This window comes from Pararhizobium sp. (genome assembly GCF_035497515.1).
Classification (GTDB): domain Bacteria; phylum Pseudomonadota; class Alphaproteobacteria; order Rhizobiales; family Rhizobiaceae; genus Pararhizobium.
Genome location: NZ_DATJDJ010000169.1, coordinates 26046 through 46597, shown reverse-complemented (window position 1 = coordinate 46597; position 20552 = coordinate 26046). Strand labels below are relative to the sequence as shown.

General features: G+C 62.5%; 19 protein-coding genes. 10 read left to right on the top strand and 9 right to left on the bottom strand.

The features are described from left to right. Window positions 1-39 precede the first annotated feature (39 nt). From VL202_RS17290 to dxs, 6 genes are all read left to right on the top strand, one after another. On the top strand, window positions 40-966 hold the full coding sequence (locus VL202_RS17290; protein WP_325465326.1) for a histone deacetylase family protein: 927 nt from the start codon (window positions 40-42) through the stop codon (window positions 964-966). Window positions 967-971: 5 nt separating this feature from the next. Then, window positions 972-1220, top strand: a complete 249-nt coding sequence (locus VL202_RS17285; protein WP_325465325.1) for an exodeoxyribonuclease VII small subunit — start codon at window positions 972-974, stop codon at window positions 1218-1220. Between the two features lie 74 nt (window positions 1221-1294). After that, entirely contained in the window at window positions 1295-1561 is a 267-nt protein-coding gene (locus VL202_RS17280) for a type II toxin-antitoxin system Phd/YefM family antitoxin (RefSeq protein ID WP_325465324.1), read from the top strand. Further along, the gene (locus VL202_RS17275; protein ID WP_325465323.1) at window positions 1558-2004 is read left to right on the top strand and encodes a type II toxin-antitoxin system VapC family toxin; all 447 of its coding nucleotides are present in this window, start codon (window positions 1558-1560) and stop codon (window positions 2002-2004) included. Before VL202_RS17280 ends, VL202_RS17275 begins: the two co-directional genes overlap by 4 nt. Before the next feature lie 66 nt (window positions 2005-2070). Then, a complete protein-coding gene (locus tag VL202_RS17270; RefSeq protein ID WP_325465322.1) occupies window positions 2071-2994 on the top strand; it encodes a pirin family protein in 924 nt (307 codons plus the stop codon). Window positions 2995-3160: 166 nt separating this feature from the next. Beyond that, a complete protein-coding gene (gene dxs, locus VL202_RS17265) occupies window positions 3161-5074 on the top strand; it encodes a 1-deoxy-D-xylulose-5-phosphate synthase (protein WP_325465428.1) in 1914 nt (637 codons plus the stop codon). An 11-nt stretch (window positions 5075-5085) separates the two neighbouring features. On the opposite strand, the gene VL202_RS17260 is transcribed toward dxs, so the two are convergent. Both VL202_RS17260 and VL202_RS17255 read right to left on the bottom strand, forming a co-directional pair. After that, a complete protein-coding gene (locus VL202_RS17260) occupies window positions 5086-6216 on the bottom strand; it encodes an OpgC family protein (protein ID WP_325465321.1) in 1131 nt (376 codons plus the stop codon). Between the two features lie 140 nt (window positions 6217-6356). Further along, the gene (locus VL202_RS17255; RefSeq protein ID WP_325465320.1) at window positions 6357-7358 is read right to left on the bottom strand and encodes a DUF4424 domain-containing protein; all 1002 of its coding nucleotides are present in this window, start codon (window positions 7356-7358) and stop codon (window positions 6357-6359) included. Window positions 7359-7638: 280 nt separating this feature from the next. Between VL202_RS17255 and VL202_RS17250 the strand changes: the two genes are divergently transcribed. Together VL202_RS17250 and VL202_RS17245 are read left to right on the top strand one after the other, a co-directional pair. After that, window positions 7639-8427, top strand: a complete 789-nt coding sequence (locus tag VL202_RS17250; RefSeq protein ID WP_325465319.1) for a TlyA family RNA methyltransferase — start codon at window positions 7639-7641, stop codon at window positions 8425-8427. Next, window positions 8424-9674: a class I SAM-dependent RNA methyltransferase gene (locus VL202_RS17245; protein ID WP_325465318.1), complete on the top strand. Its 1251-nt coding sequence runs from the start codon at window positions 8424-8426 to the stop codon at window positions 9672-9674. The genes VL202_RS17250 and VL202_RS17245 overlap by 4 nt, the downstream gene beginning before the upstream one ends. An 18-nt stretch (window positions 9675-9692) precedes the next feature. Here the strand turns inward: VL202_RS17245 and VL202_RS17240 are convergent, their stop codons facing one another. The 6 genes from VL202_RS17240 to VL202_RS17215 all read right to left on the bottom strand — a co-directional run bounded on the left by VL202_RS17240 (window position 9693) and on the right by VL202_RS17215 (window position 17620). Further along, on the bottom strand, window positions 9693-10154 hold the full coding sequence (locus VL202_RS17240) for a MarR family winged helix-turn-helix transcriptional regulator (protein WP_325465317.1): 462 nt from the start codon (window positions 10152-10154) through the stop codon (window positions 9693-9695). Continuing rightward, a complete protein-coding gene (locus tag VL202_RS17235; protein ID WP_325465316.1) occupies window positions 10151-11302 on the bottom strand; it encodes an Acg family FMN-binding oxidoreductase in 1152 nt (383 codons plus the stop codon). Before VL202_RS17235 ends, VL202_RS17240 begins: the two co-directional genes overlap by 4 nt. Window positions 11303-11431: 129 nt before the next feature. After that, window positions 11432-13513 carry a methyl-accepting chemotaxis protein McpU gene (gene mcpU, locus VL202_RS17230; protein WP_325465315.1) on the bottom strand — a complete coding sequence of 694 codons (2082 nt, stop codon included), beginning with the start codon at window positions 13511-13513 and terminating at the stop codon, window positions 11432-11434. 293 nt (window positions 13514-13806) lie between these two features. After that, a complete protein-coding gene (locus VL202_RS17225; RefSeq protein WP_325465314.1) occupies window positions 13807-14904 on the bottom strand; it encodes a PHB depolymerase family esterase in 1098 nt (365 codons plus the stop codon). 161 nt (window positions 14905-15065) lie between these two features. Continuing rightward, entirely contained in the window at window positions 15066-15818 is a 753-nt protein-coding gene (locus tag VL202_RS17220) for a crotonase/enoyl-CoA hydratase family protein (protein ID WP_325465313.1), read from the bottom strand. Between the two features lie 20 nt (window positions 15819-15838). After that, complete coding sequence (locus VL202_RS17215; protein WP_325465312.1) at window positions 15839-17620, bottom strand: acyl-CoA dehydrogenase; 1782 nt, start codon at window positions 17618-17620, stop codon at window positions 15839-15841. A gap of 204 nt (window positions 17621-17824) precedes the next feature. Between VL202_RS17215 and VL202_RS17210 the strand changes: the two genes are divergently transcribed. Next, complete coding sequence (locus VL202_RS17210; RefSeq protein WP_325465311.1) at window positions 17825-18817, top strand: transporter; 993 nt, start codon at window positions 17825-17827, stop codon at window positions 18815-18817. Between the two features lie 52 nt (window positions 18818-18869). Here VL202_RS17210 and VL202_RS17205 read toward each other — a convergent pair whose 3' ends face one another. After that, window positions 18870-19322 carry a BA14K family protein gene (locus VL202_RS17205; protein ID WP_325465310.1) on the bottom strand — a complete coding sequence of 151 codons (453 nt, stop codon included), beginning with the start codon at window positions 19320-19322 and terminating at the stop codon, window positions 18870-18872. Window positions 19323-19478: 156 nt separating this feature from the next. Between VL202_RS17205 and VL202_RS17200 the strand changes: the two genes are divergently transcribed. Next, window positions 19479-20438: a glycoside hydrolase family 25 protein gene (locus VL202_RS17200; RefSeq protein WP_414692887.1), complete on the top strand. Its 960-nt coding sequence runs from the start codon at window positions 19479-19481 to the stop codon at window positions 20436-20438. Window positions 20439-20552 lie beyond the last annotated feature (114 nt).

Sequence of the window (20552 nt, the reverse complement as noted above, 5' to 3'; positions counted from 1 at the left end):
GCATGGACCTTGAAACCCTGACCCCATAGGTTTCCGCGCATGACCACCATCCTCTTCGAAAATCCGATCTTCCTCGAACACAAGGTTCCGGAAGGCCATCCCGAGCGGCCGGCCCGCCTGCAGGCGCTGACACAAGCGCTGGAGGACGAGCGGTTTTCGCCGCTGAAGCGGCTAAAGGCGCCGCAGGGCAACGAGGACCTGGTGCTGCTCGCCCATCCGGAAGAGCATTTGCGCACAGTGATGTCGGTGATCCCCGAGGAAGGCATCAACTCGTTCGAGGCGGACACGCATGCGAGCCCGGCGAGCCTGCAGGCGGCGCTGACCGGGATCGGCGGCGCCATCGCCGCAGTCGATGCTGTGTTTGCCGGCAAGGCCGACAATGCCTTCGTCGCGTCCCGTCCGCCCGGTCATCACGCCGAGAAGAACAAGGCGATGGGGTTCTGCTTCTTCAACAATATCGCCATCGCCGCCCGCCATGCGCAGCAGCGTCACGGCGCCGAGCGCGTCGCCATCGTCGATTGGGACGTGCATCACGGCAACGGCACGCAGGATATCTTCTGGGACGATCCGTCGGTGCTGTTCTGCTCGACGCACCAGATGCCGCTCTATCCCGGCAGCGGCGCCAAGACCGAAACCGGCGCCGGCAATATCGTCAATGCCCCGCTGTCGCCTGACACCGGCAGCGACCATTTTCGCGAGGCCTTCAAATCGCGCGTGTTGACGGCCCTTGACGAATTTCGCCCGGACTTCATCCTGATCTCCGCCGGTTTCGATGCCCATCACCGCGATCCGCTGGCCCAGATCAATCTCGTCGCCGAGGATTTCGACTGGGCGACGGGCCGGCTGCTCGACATCGCCGGCAAGACCGCCAACAACCGAATCGTCAGCCTGCTCGAAGGCGGCTACGATCTCCAAGCGCTGGCCGAATCGGCCGGAACGCATATCTATCGCCTGATGAGAGGATGACGCCTATGACCACCCCGCAGACCGACGTATCCGCCCTCTCCTTTGAAAAAGCCGTCGAGGAACTGGAAGCCATCGTCTCGGCGCTGGAACGCGGCGATGTCGCGCTCGACAAGTCGATCGAAATCTACGAGCGCGGCGAAGCGCTGAAGAAACACTGCGAAGCCCTGCTCGGCGCTGCTGAAAACCGCATCGAAAAGATCAGGCTGGACCGCGCCGGCAAGCCGCAGGGCGTGGAACCGCTCGACGGGGAATGAGATCGGGGTATCGGATTGCTCTTTGAGGAGAAAGGGACAAAAAGGGTCATATATGACCTTTTTACGAGATCCATATGCCGACGATCAGCCTGAAAGACGCCAAAGCTTCGTTTTCCCATGTTGTCGACAAGGCAGCCTCCGGTGAATTCGTGACGATCACCCGTCACGGCCGTGCCGCTGCGGTGATCGTCAGCGTTGGAGCCGCGGAAGCAGCGCGCAAGGCGCTCGGAACCGATAGGCCAGGCCTCGTTCGCTATCTCAGGACATTTCCCGCCGACGTCGATTTTGCCGACGATATTTTCGACCGCAATACCGCTCCCGCAAGAGACTTGGATTTGTGAGCGGCTTCCTGCTGGATACGAATGCAATCTCGGCATTTGCTCCCGCGCGCGCCGAACCTTCTCCTGCGTTTGCCGCCTGGCTGGATGAGCAGGAACGCGCGAACAACATTTTTTTGTCCGCCGTCACCGTGCACGAGCTTGAAAAAGGTATCCGGATGCTGATGCACCGTGGAGCGACGGCAAAAGCCGAGGGTCTGAGGATCTGGTTGCTTGGATTGACAACTGTGTATGCCGACAACATCCTGCCTCTGGATGCCGTCGTCACGAAGATTTCAGGGGAACTGGAAGCTACGGCCGTATCGGCGGGGTATAATCCCGGCGCGACGAATGCGATGATTGCCGGAACGGCAAAAGCCAATGGCCTGACCGTCATCACCAACAATTTGAAAGATTTCGTGCCCTTTTCAGTCGCTGCAAAATCGCCTGCCCAACTCGTTGGTTGATTCTACAAGCGAAAATTCGACCAGCGCCTTTCCAGACTGCCATCAAGCAATACAGAGGATCAGCTCATGTCCTTTTTCCCCGGAAACGACCCCGAAGCCGGCGATGCGCCGGCCTGTGATGCGATCGAGCATCTGATCATCCCGCGCACCAGCGATATCGGCAATCTGCAGGTGCGCCGGGCGCTGCCGACGGCAAAGCGGCGGCTGGTCGGGCCATTCATCTTCTTCGATCGCATGGGGCCGGCGCTCCTGAAGGCGGGCCAGGCACTCGACGTGCGGCCGCATCCGCATATCGGCCTGTCGACCGTGACCTACCTGTTCGATGGCGAGATCAAGCATCGCGACAGCCTGGGCACCGAGATGGTGATCGCGCCGGGAGACGTCAACCTGATGACGGCCGGGCGCGGCATCGTGCATTCGGAACGGTCGCCGGAAAACCTGCGTGGGCTACCGCAGTCGATTTCCGGCCTGCAGACCTGGCTTGCTTTGCCCGACAATCAAGAGGAAATCGCCCCGGTATTCACCCATACGGAAAAGCGCAACCTGCCTTCGTTTCGCGACAATGGCATGGAAGGGCGCGTCGTCATCGGCACGTTCGAGGGCATGACCTCTCCGGTCTCGGTGTTTTCCGACACGATCTATGTCGACCTGAACATCGAGGCCGGCAAGAGCGCCCCGTTCGCCGCCGCCTGGGAGGAGCGCGCGCTCTATATCCTCGAAGGCGAGGCGATCATTGCCGGCGACCGTTTTGCCGACAACCAGCTCCTGGTATTCCGCGCCGGCGACCCGATCACCGTCACCGCCGGACCGGCTGGCTGTCATGTCATGCTGTTCGGTGGTGCTGCCCTCGGCTCGGCCCGCCACATCTGGTGGAACTTCGTTTCCTCCTCCAAGGAGCGGATCGATCAGGCCAAGGAAGAGTGGCGCACCGGCCGGTTCGACATCGTGCCGGGTGACAGCGAAGAGTTTATCCCTTTGCCGGAACGGTAATATTCGTTAAACTCCCGGTTTGCGCCGCAAGAAAACCCGCTTTTGCAATCCCGATCGATTCTGTTAAGACGCGGCTTCTTGACGACATACATCACTTGAAATCGCGCCTCCCTTCCCGGCGCGAGAACGAAGGCCTTTCAGCGTGACACAATTGCCAGTCAATCCGATGCCGGCGACTCCTCTTCTCGATCAGGTCCACTATCCCGACGATTTGAAGCGGATCGACGACAAGGACCTCCCGCAACTGGCAACCGAACTGCGCGCTGAAATGGTCGATGCCGTCTCGCGCACCGGTGGGCATCTGGGCGCCGGGCTCGGCGTGGTCGAACTGACGGTCGCCATCCACAAGGTCTTCAACACACCGCATGACCGGCTGATCTTCGACGTCGGCCACCAGTGTTATCCGCACAAGATCCTGACCGGACGGCGCGACCGCATTCGCACGCTGCGCCAGGAAAACGGCCTGTCCGGCTTCACCCGTCGCGCCGAGAGCGAATACGATCCCTTCGGCGCGGCCCATTCCTCGACCTCGATTTCCGCCGGCCTCGGCATGGCTGTCGCCGCCGACCTGTCGGGCGAGCACCGCAATGTGATCGCCGTCATCGGCGACGGCGCCCTGTCGGCCGGCATGGCCTATGAAGCGCTGAACAATGCCGGCGCGCTCGATGCGCGGCTGATCGTCATCCTCAACGACAACGACATGTCGATCGCGCCGCCGACCGGCGCGATGAGCGCCTATCTGGCGCGCCTTGCCTCCGGTCGCACCTATATGGGTTTCCGCGATCTCGGCAAGAAGCTCACAGCCTATCTCGGCAAGACTGTCGATCGGGCGATCACCCGCGCCGTCGAACATGCGCGTGGCTACGTCACCGGCGGCACGCTGTTCGAGGAAATGGGTTTCTATCATATCGGCCCGATCGACGGGCATTCCTTCGATCATCTCCTGCCGGTGCTGCGCAATGTGCGCGACAATTCCAAGGGGCCGGTGCTGATCCATGTGGTGACGCAGAAGGGCAAGGGCTATCCGCCGGCCGAAGCCGCCGCCGACAAGTATCACGGCGTCAACACGTTCGACGTGATCACCGGCGCGCAGGCAAAGGCCAAGCCGAATGCACCCGCCTATACGTCGGTCTTTGCCGAGGCGCTGACGCAGGAAGCCGGATATGACGACAAGATCGTCGCGGTTACCGCCGCCATGCCGTCCGGCACAGGTCTCGACAAGTTCGCCCTTGCCCATCCGTCGCGCTGCTTCGACGTGGGCATTGCCGAACAGCATGCCGTGACCTTCGCGGCCGGCCTTGCTTCCGAAGGCTACAAGCCGTTCGCTGCCTTGTACTCGACCTTCCTGCAGCGCGGTTATGACCAGGTCGTCCATGACGTGGCGATCCAGGGTCTACCGGTGCGCTTCCCGATCGACCGCGCCGGCTTCGTCGGCGCCGACGGGCCGACCCATGCGGGTTCGTTCGACACGACCTATCTCGCTACCCTGCCCGGCTTCGTCGTCATGGCGGCGGCCGACGAGGCGGAACTGAAGCATATGGTGCGCACCGCTGCCGCCTATGACCAGGGGCCGATCTCGTTCCGCTATCCGCGCGGCGAAGGCGTCGGCGTCGAGATGCCGGAGCGGGGCCAGATTCTGGAGATCGGCAAGGGCCGGGTGATGAAGCAGGGTTCCAAAGTGGCGCTCTTGTCGTTCGGCACGCGGCTCGCCGACTGCCTGCTGGCGGCTGAAGACCTCGATGCGGCGGGCCTCTCCACCACGGTGGTGGATGCCCGCTTCGCCAAGCCGCTGGATCACGATCTGATCCGGCAGCTGGTACGGCATCACGAGGTCCTGATCACTATCGAGGAAGGCGCCGTCGGCGGCTTCGGCAGCCATGTGCTGCAGTTTCTCGCCCAGGAAGGCCTGCTCGACCACGGCTTGAAGGTCCGCTCGCTGGTCCTGCCGGATGTCTGGATGGAGCAGGCAAAGCCCGAGGTCATGTATGCCAAGGCCGGTCTCGACCGCGCCGGCATCGTCTCCACCGTATTCCGCACGCTTGGCCAGAAGCAGCAGGTCGGATCGAGCGTGGCCGGTTGAGGCCACCTCTTTTAGCCGCTTTTCGCACCGATCGCCCCGGCATCACTGATCCGTGTGGCCGATAACCGTTGGGACGATACCGCCTGCTTGCGGGTTTCCAGCCACTGGCCGATCGCCAGCTGGATCGCGCAGCAGCCAACCAGCAGCAGCAATTGCGCTGCAAGCGACATGCCGGGAGCGACCTTCATCAGCACCATGACGCAGAAGGCCAGCAGAAGCCCGCTTGCGAAGATCGCCAGGCTGTGACGCCCGGCAATGCACAGCAGCCGCATGGACGGATGATTTGCCGCCTTCTGCACCCAAGCGATGTTCCAGGCGAGATAGAGGATTGCCAGCACGTTGATGATCCGCAGGGGACCTTCATTGGTCTTGGAAACCATCTGGTGCAGCAGGTTGCCCATCCGGCCTTCCGGGAGCGCGAAATGAACAGCCAGATTGGCCGGGATGGCCGCCACGGCAAAGACGGCGGCGGCGATGAACAGAGGCCTGCTGTAGGGCAAGACTGTCTCGCCGCGTTTCAGGCGGATCCCGAGACAGATGCCGATCACGAAGATCAATTGCCAGGAGAACGGATCGAAATACCACGTCCCGCCTGCCAGTGCGACATTCGGAAAATTGACGTGACCAAGTCCCGCCAGCAGCCAGACAGCGCCGCAAACGGCCAAAAGAGCTGGTCTCGACCTGTCGTGAAGGACGAAGGCGAAAGGCGCGAACAGCAGAAGCACGACATACATCGGCAGGATATCGAGATTGCCGGGCATGAAAAACAGCGACATGGCCTGTATGCCGCGCAGCAGCGGATTCCGCCAGAACTCGCTCATGGCGCCATCCCACACGGCTTCGTGGAAGACCGCGAGCACGAGAGACGAGACCACCGCCATGACGGCAAACAGCATCAGATGGGTGAAATAGAGCCGCAGCGCCCGTCGCCAGGGGCGCTTCATCTGTAGGCCCATATCCGGGCGATAATAGGCCAGCGCCGACGACATGCCGGCCAGCAGCACGAAGATTTCGGACGCATCGGAAAAGCCGCGCGATTGCTGGAACGTTTGCGAAAAGGTGAATTCCGCGTGGCCTATGAAAATCAGGAGAAGCGACAGTCCCCTGAGAAGGTCGATCCTGTTTTCACGCTGCCCGCTCATTGCCGGTTCCCAAGCCTGTCGAGATCGCGCAATCCGCGATCGAGAGATGCATTAGGCACAAATCGTTACGCACCCAGTCGATACGACCAGCGCAATTTTAACGATCTGTCTTTTCTTTAAGTTTGGGAACGGGTTACGCATCATTCATCCGGCCTGTGTTGCAGGATGAGAATTTCCAGGTCCTTTTGCGGAGAGAAATCCTCGGCCATCATCCGGAACGTCGTCGGACCGGTCTTCTTCACACCGGTGCTGCAGAAGCTGATGAGGTTTCTCGGATCGCCCTTGTCGACGGTGAGCGTGAAGGACTTGATCGGGCCACCCCAGTTGTTTCCAGTGGTCAGGATGTAGGAGATCCAGGCTTCGGTGTAGAGCGTTTGGCCGTCATCGCTCGGCGGCGGCAGTTTCTGCGTCGCCTTGACGAAGGCGTCGTCGATGCAATAGCGCGCCTTGTAGTCCTCGAACCGCTCGCCCTGCGGCTTGCCCTCGTCCAGGAAGGTCACGGCGACGGTGCCGCCGACGCTCGGCTTGTAGCGATGCGAGACGTGGATATCCCTGCCCGGCGGAAAGGTCGCCTTCCACCAATAGGCCGAGCGCAGCGTCCAGATCGGCGTGCGATGTTCCTTCATGCCGTCGCCGTCGTCATAGACGTCGTTGAAGAGCATGCCACGCTCCTTGAAGTCGGTGGCGACATCGTCATCGAGATCCGCCAGGGCCTCGGCCGTCGCATCGGCGAAAGGCAGGAGCGGCACGTCCTGTTCCTGGAGCGCATCCGTCACGTCGAGACTGTTGGCGATCGCCCGCTGCTCAAGCTCGACATTGACCGGCTCGCCATCCTGGGTGACGGAAAAGCCGAGGAAGTTGTCAGCCTGCATATCGTCCATGGCGATATTTTCGTTCATGCCGCCGGTAATGTCCGGCATCGGGAAAGCAACGATCCCGGACACCGGCTTATCGGTCGTGTTGCGGAAGACGTAGTCGACGCGGACTTCGTCGCGCGAAATGAACAGGTCTTCCTTGACCATCTCGACATCCAGCGTCTGCACGTAGGTCAGCCCACCGGTCTTCAGATCCGCCATCGTGTCATTGGCAAGAGCTGCGCTCGGCAACAGGGCGATGGCAAGAAGGCAGTATGGGACGCGCATCGGTTTCTCCTCCGGAACAGGATGAACATCTGGCACGCCGAACATGCGGCCGCCAAGCCTTGGCCGCGCATTGAACCGAAAATGGGCGATGCAAAGCAGGGATCTTTCTCGGGCTTTGAGTGATCGTTTTCGTGATCCCTGTTCAGGTTCAGCAAACGACGAGCGAACAATGGACGTTGCTCCGACGGCTTGCGGCATCCAGGAGCCCGCGGCGGCGCATTATTTGGCGGGAAATCGGCAAAGTGCTTGCAAGCCGGGCTTCGACGCGCCATGAGAACCCATGTCAAACGAACCGAAAACCACCGTCCGCCTCGACCAGTTGCTTCTGAACCTGGGGCTTGTCGCCAGCCGTTCGCGCGCCCGCGACGCGATCCAGCGCGGTACCGTCACCGTCAACGGCCGTGTCGTCACCAAGGCAAGCTCGACCTTTCCCGAGGACGTGACGATCGCGATCGACGATCCGGTCCAGCCCTATGTGTCGCGCGCGGCGCTGAAGCTGAAGGCGGGCCTCGAACATTTCGGATTGTCGCCTGCTGGCCTCGACTGCCTCGATATCGGCGCCTCGACCGGCGGCTTCACCGAAGTGCTGCTGCACAACGATGCTGAACATGTCATTTCGATCGATGTCGGCCACGGCCAGTTCCACCCCCGGCTGGAGGCCGATCCCCGCGTTACCAATATCGAGGGCCTGAATGCGCGCGTGCTGGACGAGGACCATCTGGACGGCCGGGAAATCGGCTTCGTCGTCTCCGACGTCTCGTTCATCTCGCTGAAGCTGGCTCTGCCGCCGGCACTCGATCTCGCCGAGCCCGGTGCCCATTGCATCCTGCTCGTCAAGCCACAGTTCGAAGCGGGCCGCGAGGCGATCAGCAAGGCTGGATTGCTCAAGGAGCCGGAAACAGCACCGGCGGTGGCGGCCGAGCTGGAGCGCTGGCTGGTCGAGGATATGGGCTGGGTCAGCCTCGGCCTCATCCCCTCGCCCATTGCCGGCGGTGATGGCAACCAGGAATATCTGCTCGCCGGACGCAAGCCGATCGACGAGGACGCGACCGGGGACGACGGCGAATGAGCATGGAAACCCTGACCATCGAGCGGCTCGGCCAGTCCGGTGACGGCATCGCGCGCGGCCCGTTCGGGCCTGTCTACGTGTCCTTCACCCTGCCCGGCGAGACCGCGGCGCTGGCGGTCAACCGGGACCGGGGCACCGTCATGTCCATGTCGGAACTCTCGCCCGAGCGCGTCGAGCCGAAATGCCGGCATTTCGGACCGGATGGGGAAAACGGCACCTGCGGCGGATGCACGCTGCAGCATGCCAGCGACAGCCTCTATCAGGACTTCAAGCGCCAGTTGGTTCTGGACGCACTGAAATCCAAGGGCTTGCAGGCCGATGTCGCGCCTCTCATCCTTGCCCAGCCGGGCGAACGCCGCCGAACCGTGTTCACCGCGCGCCGCACCGAAAAAGACCTGCTTCTCGGTTACAACCAGGCCGAAAGCCATCACATCGTCTCGATTTCCGAATGTCCCATCGCAAGCCCCGGCATCGTGTCGCGGCTTGCAATGATCCGGACGATCGCCAATGCGATGGCCGTCGGTGCCGAACCCTTCCGCGTCACGGTGCTGGAAACCCTGCCGGGCCTCGATCTGTCGTTCGACGGCATCAAGCAGATGGACGACCGGCAGCGACGCATGGCCGTCGACACCGTGCTCGGCCTCAAGGGCATTGCCCGTCTCAGCCTGAACGGCGAAATCCTGGTCGAGCCGGTCAAGCCCGTGATCGACTTCGGCGGCGTTTCCGTCTCGCCTCCGCCCGGCAGTTTTACGCAGGCAACGAAGCCCGCCGAAGAGGCGATGGTCGAACTGGTGATCGCCCATCTCGGCAAGGCCAAGCGCGTCATCGACCTGTTTGCCGGCTCCGGCACGTTTTCCCTGCGCATCGCCCGCAAGGCCAAGGTGCATGCGGTCGAGAGCGAGGAAAAGCCACTGAAGGCGCTCGATTTTTCCGCGCGCAACACGCAAGGGCTGAAGCCGGTGACGGTGGAAAGGCGCGACCTGTTCCGCCGGCCGATGATGGCCTCCGAGCTCAAAGTCTATGACGCCATCGTTTTCGATCCGCCGCGGGCCGGCGCCGAAGTACAGACCAAGGAAATCGCCCGCTCCGGCGTGAAGAAGATCGTCGCCGTTTCCTGCAATCCGGGGACGCTGGTGCGCGACCTGCGCATCCTCGTCGATGCCGGCTATCGCATCACCTCGGTGACGCCGATCGACCAGTTCCTCTGGTCCTCGCATGTGGAAGTCGTGGCGACGCTGGAAAAATAGGCCGCGACGCCCTTGATCTCAGATCTTCGGATTGCGCCGCGCGTCGAGCACCTTGCGGAGATTTTCCAGAACGGGAAGCACGTCGGCGATATCAGACAGCACGATTTCGCCGGCGACACCGCTTAATTCCGGACCCAGTGCCTCGATCGCCGCAAGCCGCGCGGCCTGACCGTCCTGCGTCATGAACACCCGCTTGGAGCGGCCATCGTGCGGATCTGGCGCAAGGGTGATCAGGCCCTTACCCTCAAGGTGGCCGAGCGTATTGGTCATCGCCCCCTTGGTGACTTGGACCGCCTGCGCGATCGACAGCGGCGTACGGCCATCGCCAAGCCGGGACAGGTGATTGAGCACGACGAATTGCGGCAGTGTCATGCCCGGCGGCATGACTTTCTCGAAGGCCGTCGCAGACAGCTGCGCGACGATGCCGATCTCGTTGAAAAACCGGAACAGTGTCTGAAGATCGCTCTCGGTGGCCCTCATGCACTCCTGATCCGGTTTTCCAAGGGCCAGCGGGGTGCGCCCTTGATGGCCGGACCATAGCCGAGACGCACGAACATTTGAAGCGTTTCGCCTTCGCCGATCGCCAGCGCCGCGCGCATGGCGGCAAAATGCGGCCGCATTTCCGCGAATTCCTGCAGCGCCTGGCTGAACGGATGCATGGACACGCCTTGAGCGGTCGCCGCCAGATTGAGCCGCACATAGTCCCGCCCAGCCGCGATCTGGTCTGCGCGGCTGTTTCCGTTCGTTTTCAGCCAGAGAAAGGCCATGGCCGTATCGAAAGGCTCCTTCAGGATCGGGATCTGGCGCTGAAAGGTCGGCGATGCGGCATCGATCATTTCGGCGCGCGGCAACAGTCCGGCAAGCGACAGCCCCTCCAGGAACGGCCCGGAAAGATCGATACCATCCGGATTGGCCTCGATTTCGGCCCGTCCGATACGGATGAGATCGATGCTTTCCTTCAGCGCATGCGGCGTGTCGAGTTCCGTCCGATTCGCCTCCCAGGCGATCCGGCGGAGTGTTTCGACTTGCGATGGATCATTGGTATGGCCGGTGGTCGATATGCGGGCGGCGGCAGCGATGCGGCCGAGCGCGCCGCTATCGACCGGCCGGTCGAGCGCATAGGGCTCCTTGTTCGATCGACGCGTCAGGACATGCGCAAACAGGGAATCCGGCGCCACCGCCTCATCCCAAACCAGCCGGACATGCGCGACCGGACGATCATCCAGCAGAGGTTGCGGTTCACCTTTCGGGAACAGGGAGATGTCGGCGCGATAACCGTCCTCAGCCGCCGCCTGCGCCAGAAGTTCGAGGAAACAGCCGAGGCCGATGGTGATCTGGCGGTTGAAAGGATCCGTCTGCGGCAGGCGGCGATCAGCCTGGCAGTAAAGCGTGATCTCGCCATCGACGGAGAGGTCGGCCAGCCATGGCTGGCGGTTGTGCGGGTTTGGCGCGAGGATCGCGAAGGACAGGACCTTGCGTCGGATATCGGCTTCATCGCGGCCGGCCCCCTGCCATGGCCTGCGGGCGGCGATGGGATCGCGGCTGGAGATCCAGACGCCTGCACCAATAGCCGCCAGCACAAAGCCGCCACCAACAACCTGCAGGAACTTTCGCCGCGCCGTCGCCATACTCATCCCCAAGTAGTTTAATATAAAACTATATAGTTCCACGTTAAACTAAATGTCAATAGTGGGACGGATGAAAACGCCCGCACTGGAGGTCCAGCGCGGGCGCTTGAGAGACAAACAGTCCGACGATCAGGCGGCGCGGCGGCCGTAGCTCGGCTGGCGGGAGGCCGGGGCGGACTGGCTGTCGCCGAGCTTGAACTGTGCCAGAAGGTCGTTCAGCGCGGCGGCTTCCGAGGCGAGACCATGGCTGGCCGCCGTCTGTTCCTCGACCATGGCAGCGTTCTGCTGGGTGCCCTGGTCCATCGTGTTGACGGCAGTGTTGATCTCCTGCAGGCCGGTCGACTGTTCGCGGGTGGCGGTGACGATCGCGCTGATATGCTTGTTGATCTCCTGCACCTCCGAGACGATCACTTGCAACGACTGGCCGGTTTCGCCGACCAGATCGACGCCGGTCTTCACCTGGCCGCTCGACTTCGAAATCAGCGCCTTGATTTCCTTGGCGGCATTGGCCGAGCGCTGCGCGAGTTCGCGGACTTCCTGGGCGACGACGGCAAATCCCTTGCCGGCGTCACCGGCGCGGGCCGCTTCCACGCCGGCATTCAGCGCGAGCAGGTTGGTCTGGAAGGCGATGTCGTCGATGACGCCGATGATGTTCGAGATTTCACCGGACGACTTCTCGATGCCTTGCATCGCGTTCACGGCATTGCGGACGACTTCGCCAGACTTTTCGGCGCCGGCGCGGGTGCGGGCGACAAGTTGGCCGACTTCCTCGGCACGGCGGGCGCTATCCTTGACCGTCGTGGTGATTTCCTCGAGCGCTGCCGCTGTTTCCTCGACGGAAGCCGCCTGCTGTTCGGTGCGGCGGGCGAGATCGTCGGCGGCATGGCGGATTTCGCTGGCGCCGGCGTCGATGGCGCGGGCATTGGTGCCGACAGCCTGCAACGCGTGGTGCAGCTTGGTGACCGAGTTGTTGAAGTCGGCGCGCAGGCGGTCGAGATGGGCAACGAAGGGAACGTTGATCCGGTAGCCGAGATCGCCATCGGCGAGGCGGCCGAGGCCGGTGGCCAGCGCTTCGACGGCCTGCTGGATATCGGCGGTTTCGCGTGCCTTCACAGCTTCGCGTTCGCGACGTTCATGCTCCGACAGCGAGCGGCCGGATTCGGCCTCACCCTCAAGACGGGCGCGCTCGATCGCATTTGTGCGGAAGACGGCGACGGCGGCGGCCATCGAGCCGATCTGGTCGCGACGATCCTGGCCGGGAATTTCAGCCTTGAGGTCGCCGGCGGCAAGCTTTTCCATCGCGGCCGTCATATCGGTCACCGGACGGACGACGAGGCGGCTGAGCAGGGTCGCGAGGAAGACGATCATCAGGCCGACGCCAAGAAGCGTGGCGATGGTGGCGGCAATCCGGAACTGGCTGATCGCCGCATAGGCGACGTCGGCATCAACCGCGAAACCGACATACCATTCGACCGACGGCAGGCCTGCGACAGGCACGAAGCTGACGAGCATCGGCTTGCCGCCCAGTTCGGTTTCCGTGATCGACGAGCCGATCGTCGGCGTCGCGGCCGGAAAGGCGTCGGCGAGCGTCTTGGTCACCAGCTTGGCATCGGGATGAACGAGGATCTGGCCGGACTTGTTGACGAGGAAGGCGAAACCTTCACCGCCGACATCGATTTGCTTGATCATCGAGACCAGCGTCTTCAGCGAGAAGTCGCTGCCGGCGACGCCGAACAGCTTGCCGTCCTTCTTCACCGGCACGGCGGCGCTGATGATGAGGTCGCCGCTGGAAGCATCGATATAGGGCTCGGTCAGCACGTTGGCATCGGCCTTGACGGCATCCTGGTACCAGGGGCGCTGGCGCGGATCGTAGTCTTCGGGCATCTGCGATGCCGGCCACATTGTGAACTTGCCGGTTTCGTCGCCGACATAGGTGGTCATGAATTCCTTGACGAGAACGTCGTTCTTCAGGGCGCCTTCAAGACCGGTCTGATCGGCGGCATTGCCGGCGGCGGTGGCTGCCATGGCAGTCAGCGTGACGCGGCCATTCAGCCAGTTGGCAACGCTCTGGGCGGCCTGCTTGCCGGAGGAGGAAATGTTCTCCTCGACGGCGCGTGTGGTCACGTCATGCTGCAGCGTATCGATATAGACGGAAAAGCCGGCAAAGGCGGCAACGACGACGAGAGACGCGGCGACAAGGATGCGCGTCATGAGGTTCGATCTTTTGGACAAAATAGGCTTCCCTGTTGGACCCGGCTCCTCCACCGGGCGAAAGTCGATCTGATCCGCATGCGAAACCGCCGGCCGAGCGCGCGGGGCGCTGGGCTGTTTCTTCGAATACGGAAATGGGGACATGCCACGGCGGGCGGGGACGGCGCGCTTCATGCGGCCCTGCAGGATCGGCCGATGAACCGGCCTGCGAATGGGCAAACGATATAGAGACGTACTTAAGGCAGCGTTAAAATTGAATAACCTGAAAAAAGCGGCATTTCAGCGTTTTCCGGCTATTCCGCAGCCTTCTTCAGCGTTGAAAGCAGTCGCGGCTTCTTCAAGCCCCAGGCCGTTGCCAGATGCATGGTGGAGGAAATGCCAGCGTCGAGCATGAACGGACCGGGCGTGTCCGCGCGGGGCCTCGATGCCGGTCTCGGTTTCAGCGGCGTGCCATGCCCCATGCCCTCGATCCGGTAGAACTCCACCAGCGCCTTCCCAGACGTATCCTTCCAGACTCTGCGGATATGCCCATCGACCTCACTCTGCGTGAAGGCATCGCTGTCCAGCCCGTGGACATCGAGCCATTGCCGCAGCAGGGCGTCGGCGTTTGTCAGCGAGACGGTGTGATCGCGCGTTCCGTGCCAGATGGAGACGGTCGGAAAATCCCGGCTGACCGGAGAGGCCTGCCGGACAAGGTCGCCCCATTTCCCTGTCCCATGCTCCGGCGCGCTTTTCATCGCGGCGAGCGCCCGGTGCGCGTCCCGCGCCGCGCCATAGGGCAGTCCGGCGATGATGCCGCCGCCACGGAAGATATCCGGATAGGTCGCCAGCATCGCCGCCGTCATGGCGCCGCCGGCGGAAAGCCCGGTGACGAAGACACGCTTTCGGTCGATCCCGTGGGCGGTTGCCATCTTGGCGACCATCTGGCGGATCGACATGACCTCGCCGCGATCCCGCGTGACATTGCTGGGGCGAAACCAGTTGAAGCAGAGGCTGGGATTGTTGGAGCGGGTCTGCTCGGCATAGACGACGGCAAAGCCACGCTCGCGCGCCAGCGTCGACCATCCGCTGCCACGATCATAGGCTTCTGCCGTCTGCTGGCAGCCGTGCAGAACGACGACCAAGGGTGCCTTCTTCGGCAGGTCCGGCGGCACATAGCGCAGCATGCGCAGACGGCCGGGATTGGCGCCGAAGGTCGCCACCTCCTCCAGTCGCCTCGCAGTCTTCGTCCTGCTCGCTGTTTTTGCCTTCATCGCTACAAGAGATGGCGCTGCCGCCGAGGCAGCAGCAACAGCCTTTCGCGTTACCTTGACGGCTTTCGTCAGGGCCTTTTCCCAGCGCCTCTGCCGCTTGAGCATGTCGGAAAAGGAGAATTTGAAATGCGACCGCATGAAAGAACCCTTCGTTTTCCGGCCCCTCCCAAGGCCGGCAGTCCTCCACGCATGCGACGCTATATGGAGCGCGGCGGGTGGGCGGCAAGGTTGAAAGGGCATTTCGGCGGGTTAGCGGAAGGCGTATTTTGGCGGCTACTTGCGAGTACGCGGTTCCCCCCTCACCGCCGCATGAACGTCTCGAAAGCCGCCCGCGCCTCGACGCTCTTCAGTTGCGCGGCGAAATGCATCGCCTCTTCATCGATGCGCGCCAGCACGTCGGAGCGGTCGCCGCGGATGAGGTTGCGCGCGATCCTGAGCGCTTCCGGCGGTTTCTTCGCGAGGTTGGCGGCGAGCGCCAGCACTTCCTCCTCGATGGCATCGGCGGCGGCGATCTTCCAGATCAGGCCGGCATCCCGCGCTTCCTCGGCAGTGAACGGTTCGCCGGCGGCCAGAAGCGCAAAGGCACGTTGGTGGCCGGCGATGCGGGGTACGAGCAGGCTGGAGGCCGCTTCCGGCACCAAAGCCAGATCGACGAAGGGCGTCTTGAAGATCGAGCGGGCCGAGGCGATCGTCAGGTCGCAATGCAGGTGGATGGTGGTGCCGATGCCGATCGCCAGGCCATCGACGCCGGAGACGACGGGCTTGGCGGCGCCTGCCAAGGCTCGCAGGAAATCGATGACCTCCTGGCCCATCGTGCCACCCATGGCGAATGCCATGAAATCAGCCATGTCGTTGCCAGCGGAGAAGCACCCCTCGGTCCCGAGGAAGGCGGTGACCCGGACGGCATCATCGGTGGCGGCGACAGTCAGCGCATTGGCCATCTTGGCGTACATCGCCCGGGTGATGGCATTCTTCTTTGCCGGTCGGTTGAAGCGGATCACCTCAACGCCGGGAAAGGCTTCCGGCCGCTCGATCAGAACGTCGTCGGTCATGGGATTCTCCTTGGGCCGGTTCAGGCAAGGGCGATGCGGGCGGCGGCAAGGCTTGCCGCGCCGTTGACGATGCGGTCCTTCAGCGTTGCCGTTTCGGACAAGAGATTCTCGGCGGCAAAGCGGCAAAGCGCGATACGCGCATCGCGTCCTGCGTCGCCCGCCTCGACCAGCCCGCCCCTGGCGAGATAGACGCCGGTAAGCGCCAGACCGAACAGCCGCTGATAGGCCGTCGCGCCGGCCAGCGCCTCGGCCGATTTTCCATCCGCAAGGCAGGCAAGCAGCCACTCGGTCGCCGCCGAAAGATCAGCGAGCGCATCGTTCAATCGACTGCCGGTCTCGCCGAAATCGGCGACGTTCGAGGCGGTGACATCTCCCGCGACCGCCTTCAGTTCATCGATGAAGCCACGCACATGGGCGCCGTCGGACAGAGGCAGCTTGCGGGTGACAAGGTCGATCGCCTGGATGCCGTTGGTGCCTTCGTAGATCGGCGCGATACGCGCGTCGCGCAGATAGCGCGCGGCCCCGGTTTCTTCGATGAAGCCCATGCCGCCGTGGATCTGGATGCCCATGGACGCGACATCGACGCCGATATCGGTCCCGAAGGATTTGGCGATCGGCGTCATCAGGCTGGAACGCTCCTGCCAGTGGCGGGCGCTGTCGCCCTCCGAGACATGGGCGCGATCGACGGCGCGGGCGCAGGCGAAAGTGATGGCCCGGGCCCCTTGCGTCATCGCCTTCATCGTCAGAAGCGTGCGGGCGATATCGGGATGCTCGATGATCGGGCTCATGCCCGTGCCCTTCCAGCCCGGCGCCTTGCCCTGCGTGCGTTCGCGGGCATAGGCGAGCGCATGCTGGGTCGCGGCCTCCGCCATGGCCACACCCTGCGTTCCGACGGCAAGACGCGCATTGTTCATCATCGTGAACATGCAGTTGAGGCCCTTGTTTTCCTCGCCGACAAGATAACCGATCGCCCCCTTCTCAGTCCCGAACCGTCCGTCGCCATAGACCATCGTGCAGGTCGGCGAGGCATGGATGCCGAGCTTGTGCTCGATCGAATGGCAGAACAGATCGTTGTGGGCGCCGAGCGAGCCGTCCCCGTTGACGAGGAATTTCGGCACAAGAAAGAGCGAGATGCCGCGCGTTCCCTCTGGCGCGCCCGAAATCCGGGCCAGGACCAGATGGACGATATTGTCGGTGAGGTCGTGTTCGCCGAAGGTGATGAATATCTTCTGGCCGAAGATCCGGTAGGTGCCGTCGTCCCGGCGCTCGGCGCGCGTCTTCAGGACGCCGAGATCGGAGCCGGCATGCGGCTCCGTCAGGTTCATCGTTCCCGTCCATTCGCCGGAAATCATCCTTGCCAGGAACACCGCCTTCAGCGCATCGGAGCCGTGCTTTTCCAGGGCGTCCACCGCGCCCATGGTCAGCATTGGCGTCAGCGCGAAGGCCATCGAACCGGCGTTCCACAGTTCCATCGCGGCGATTTGCAGCATGTGCGGCAGCGCCTGGCCGCCGAATTCTTCCGGCGCGGTCAGGCTGTTCCAGCCGCCGGCCGCCCAGTTGCGGTAAAGATCGCGCCAGCCATCGGGCGTGACGACCTTGTCATCGATCAGCTTCGAGCCCTGACGGTCGCCGATCTCGGCAAGCGGGGCAATCTCCTCGGTGGCGAAACGGCCGGCTTCACCGACGATGGCATCGACGAGATCCGCGTCGAGATCGCCATAAATACCTTCGGCCAAATCCTCGCCGAGACCCGCCACATGCTTGAGCGTGAACAGAATTTCGTCCACCGGTGCCTTGAACATCTTGTCTCCTCCCCGCCACCACAAGACACCTTTCGGGTTTGGTCGTCCAGAGATGGCTTCCTCGTTCGCGGAGAAACTATTGATTTTTACGTAAACGTCAATATTTGAATGCTCGCTCCTGTCATGCCATTCGCGGCCGCTGCAACAAAACTGTCATGAAACCTGAATAAAGCGAGGCTTGGCTTCCTCTCAGGACCATGCCGCATGAACCTGATCTCCACTGAAATACCCGGCATCGTCTGGGCTTACCGATTCCTGCCCGAGGAAAACCGCTGCGTCCGCATCGCCGCCGATTCGTCGATCGATGCGCTGCTTGGAGGCGAAGGCTGGCTCTGGCTGCATCTCGCGCTCAGCGACGCGCGCACCCCTGCCCTGATCGAACGTATTGCCAACTTGCCACAAAGCGCACTGTCGACGCTGACGAGCCACGACACGCAGGCGGCGGTGACGATATCCGACGACATGGTCTACGGCACGCTGGTCGATTTCGAGCGGACTTTCGACGCCGAGACCAAGACCATCGGCTGGCTGCACTTCGCCGTCACCGAAAAGCTCATCATCACCACCCGCCTGCATCCGCTGCGCAGCATCGACCGGGTAAAATCCGCCGTCGAGAAGAGTGCCCGCTGCGGCCGGCCAATCGACCTGTTCGAAATGATGGTTGTGGAATTCCAGCGCACGCTGATCAGCCTGGTGCTGGAACTGACGGAAGAACTCAATATCATCGAGGACGATGTCTACGGCGAGGCGGGCCATAACAGCCAGCCGAGGCTGGCGCCGCTGCGGCGAACCGCCGTGCGCCTGCACCGGCATCTGCGCACGCTGCTGGCGCTGTTGCGCCGCGCAGGTACCTCCGAGGAGGACGAGGTGCCGCCAGGCTTCATTGATGTCGCCGAGAGGCTGTCTGACCGGCTCGAAGCGGTCGATCGCGACGTCTTCGCGCTGCAGGAGCGTGCTCGTTTGCTGCATGAGGAAATCGACAGCAAGCTCTCCTCCGAGACCAACCGACACCTCTACATCCTGTCGCTGATGACGGCCTTTCTGCTGCCGCCGACACTGGTCACCGGCTTTTTCGGCATGAACACGTCAAGCCTGCCTTTTGCCGATGGCGTGCATGGAACCATGATCGCCGGCCTGTTCATCGTGCTTTCGATGGGGTTTGCCTGGATGATCCTGAAACGGATCGGCATTCTCTGAACAACAAAAGGGCCGGAGAAATCCGGCCCTTTGAACTCTCGATCCGATGGGATCAATACGGGGAATTGCACTGACGACGCGGGCCGTTGTACGGCTGGAACGTATTGTCATAGGCGCGGTAGCTGCGATAGCGATTTGCGCACCACTCGACGTGGCTGCCACCATAACGGACCGTCGGCTGGGCCGCAGAACCGGCAATGATGGCGCCGGTCGCGAACGCCGCCAGAGGGAACCACATGCCGTTATATTCACGGTAGCCGTGGCGGTGATAGCGATAGCCGCGATGGCCGTTGTAATAGGAATAACCACCACGACGGTGATAGCCCCGGCGCCAGTCATCGCCATCGCGACGGTGGTGGCGGTACTGAACATCCACGACGTCGCCGGCACGCTCGGCCGTTACCGGCACCGGAATCTGCGTGAATGCCACCGAAGGCGTGAAAGACGTTGCCAGCATAGCCGCCGAAAGCGCCAGTGTGGCTGCTTTTAATCCAAAAACACCCATGGTGTTCCTCCATTTCATCTATCCGACATGATCGTCATGCGATGAAAACGGAGAAACGGCCTTTTTGTTCCAATCACAAACGGCATGAACGGTGTCATCAGAACTAGCGAGAGGCGCGGTAACGATCCGTTAACCATGTTTCCGCACCATCATCCGATGGAAAAGTGCCGCAAACCACGTCTGCGCAAGGTTTTCCGCCTCGCCGTTCTCCTCGGCGTCGCGTTGCTTTCGGGTGCTGCCAATGCGCGCGATCTCATGCCGTGGCGTTCAACCAACCATGCGCTGGTGATCGATGCCTATGAACTGAACATCATCGACTGGGACGAAATGCTGAAGGACCGGCGGATCGCGGCCTTTGTCTCGAAGGCCTCGGACGGCCTGCCGGAGAGCTTTGCCTGTACCGGCGATCACGGGGGCGATACCGTCGCCCACTGCAAGACCATGTGGCGCAAATACGCGGTCAGTCGCGAACTCTACCAGACGCGGCGCCTCGTTGCTCGCGCCAACGGCCTGCTCTGGGGCGCCTATCATCTCGCCCGCCCCGGTAATCCAATCGACCAGGCCAACCATTTCCTCGATTACGCCGATCCGCGCGACGACGAATTGATGGTGCTCGACATCGAGGGGATCGACGCCGAGAAATACATGTCGCTGGAGGACGCGGGCATCTTCGCCGGGCATATCAAGGCGCGCACCGGCCGCTACCCGATGCTCTACACCAATCATTCGACAGCGCGCCATATCGCCGCCAATCGCGATCGCTTTCCGATCCTGTCGCGCCTGCCCCTCTGGTATGCCCGCTACAAGCCGGGCATCCGCAACGTCTTTCCAATGGGAAACTGGGATCGCTACGCACTCTGGCAATTCTCGTCCGCGGCCAATTGCGGCAAGCGCCGCTGCCCCTACCGCGTCGCCGGAACGCTCGACGATATCGACGTCAATGTCGCGGCCGTGAACGCCATTGAATTGAAGAATATCTGGGCAAGGGGCGAACTGCTGCCGGAAAAGCCGATGCTGATCGCCACCGCAAACGCCGACGTATCCACTGGTCTCGGAGTGGACATGGTGGTGACGGGGTCTATCAACCGGTTTTCAATCCCTTTCGGCCTTCGCTAGAACTAGCGATTGCACGCGGCCTCAAACAATAGTCTTACCCATTGCGAAACCATTTACCGTGGCGACCCAAACGACCGGTGCCCCCGCAATCCTGTTCATGGGCAATCCTGTTCA

What these genes read in the sequence shown, in the direction of transcription:
- VL202_RS17220 (WP_325465313.1), bottom strand. Translation starts at nt 15,818, where the DNA reads ATGACCGACGACGTTCTGATCGAGCGGCCGGAAGCCTTTCCCGGCGTT.
- VL202_RS17280 (WP_325465324.1), top strand. Translation starts at nt 1,295, where the DNA reads ATGCCGACGATCAGCCTGAAAGACGCCAAAGCTTCGTTTTCCCATGTT.
- VL202_RS17240 (WP_325465317.1), bottom strand. Translation starts at nt 10,154, where the DNA reads ATGAGGGCCACCGAGAGCGATCTTCAGACACTGTTCCGGTTTTTCAAC.
- VL202_RS17210 (WP_325465311.1), top strand. Translation starts at nt 17,825, where the DNA reads ATGAACCTGATCTCCACTGAAATACCCGGCATCGTCTGGGCTTACCGA.
- mcpU (WP_325465315.1), bottom strand. Translation starts at nt 13,513, where the DNA reads ATGACGCGCATCCTTGTCGCCGCGTCTCTCGTCGTCGTTGCCGCCTTT.
- VL202_RS17225 (WP_325465314.1), bottom strand. Translation starts at nt 14,904, where the DNA reads ATGCGGTCGCATTTCAAATTCTCCTTTTCCGACATGCTCAAGCGGCAG.
- VL202_RS17250 (WP_325465319.1), top strand. Translation starts at nt 7,639, where the DNA reads ATGTCAAACGAACCGAAAACCACCGTCCGCCTCGACCAGTTGCTTCTG.
- VL202_RS17215 (WP_325465312.1), bottom strand. Translation starts at nt 17,620, where the DNA reads ATGTTCAAGGCACCGGTGGACGAAATTCTGTTCACGCTCAAGCATGTG.
- VL202_RS17270 (WP_325465322.1), top strand. Translation starts at nt 2,071, where the DNA reads ATGTCCTTTTTCCCCGGAAACGACCCCGAAGCCGGCGATGCGCCGGCC.
- VL202_RS17260 (WP_325465321.1), bottom strand. Translation starts at nt 6,216, where the DNA reads ATGAGCGGGCAGCGTGAAAACAGGATCGACCTTCTCAGGGGACTGTCG.
- VL202_RS17290 (WP_325465326.1), top strand. Translation starts at nt 40, where the DNA reads ATGACCACCATCCTCTTCGAAAATCCGATCTTCCTCGAACACAAGGTT.
- dxs (WP_325465428.1), top strand. Translation starts at nt 3,161, where the DNA reads ATGCCGGCGACTCCTCTTCTCGATCAGGTCCACTATCCCGACGATTTG.
- VL202_RS17205 (WP_325465310.1), bottom strand. Translation starts at nt 19,322, where the DNA reads ATGGGTGTTTTTGGATTAAAAGCAGCCACACTGGCGCTTTCGGCGGCT.
- VL202_RS17285 (WP_325465325.1), top strand. Translation starts at nt 972, where the DNA reads ATGACCACCCCGCAGACCGACGTATCCGCCCTCTCCTTTGAAAAAGCC.
- VL202_RS17200 (WP_414692887.1), top strand. Translation starts at nt 19,479, where the DNA reads ATGGAAAAGTGCCGCAAACCACGTCTGCGCAAGGTTTTCCGCCTCGCC.
- VL202_RS17235 (WP_325465316.1), bottom strand. Translation starts at nt 11,302, where the DNA reads ATGGCGACGGCGCGGCGAAAGTTCCTGCAGGTTGTTGGTGGCGGCTTT.
- VL202_RS17245 (WP_325465318.1), top strand. Translation starts at nt 8,424, where the DNA reads ATGAGCATGGAAACCCTGACCATCGAGCGGCTCGGCCAGTCCGGTGAC.
- VL202_RS17255 (WP_325465320.1), bottom strand. Translation starts at nt 7,358, where the DNA reads ATGCGCGTCCCATACTGCCTTCTTGCCATCGCCCTGTTGCCGAGCGCA.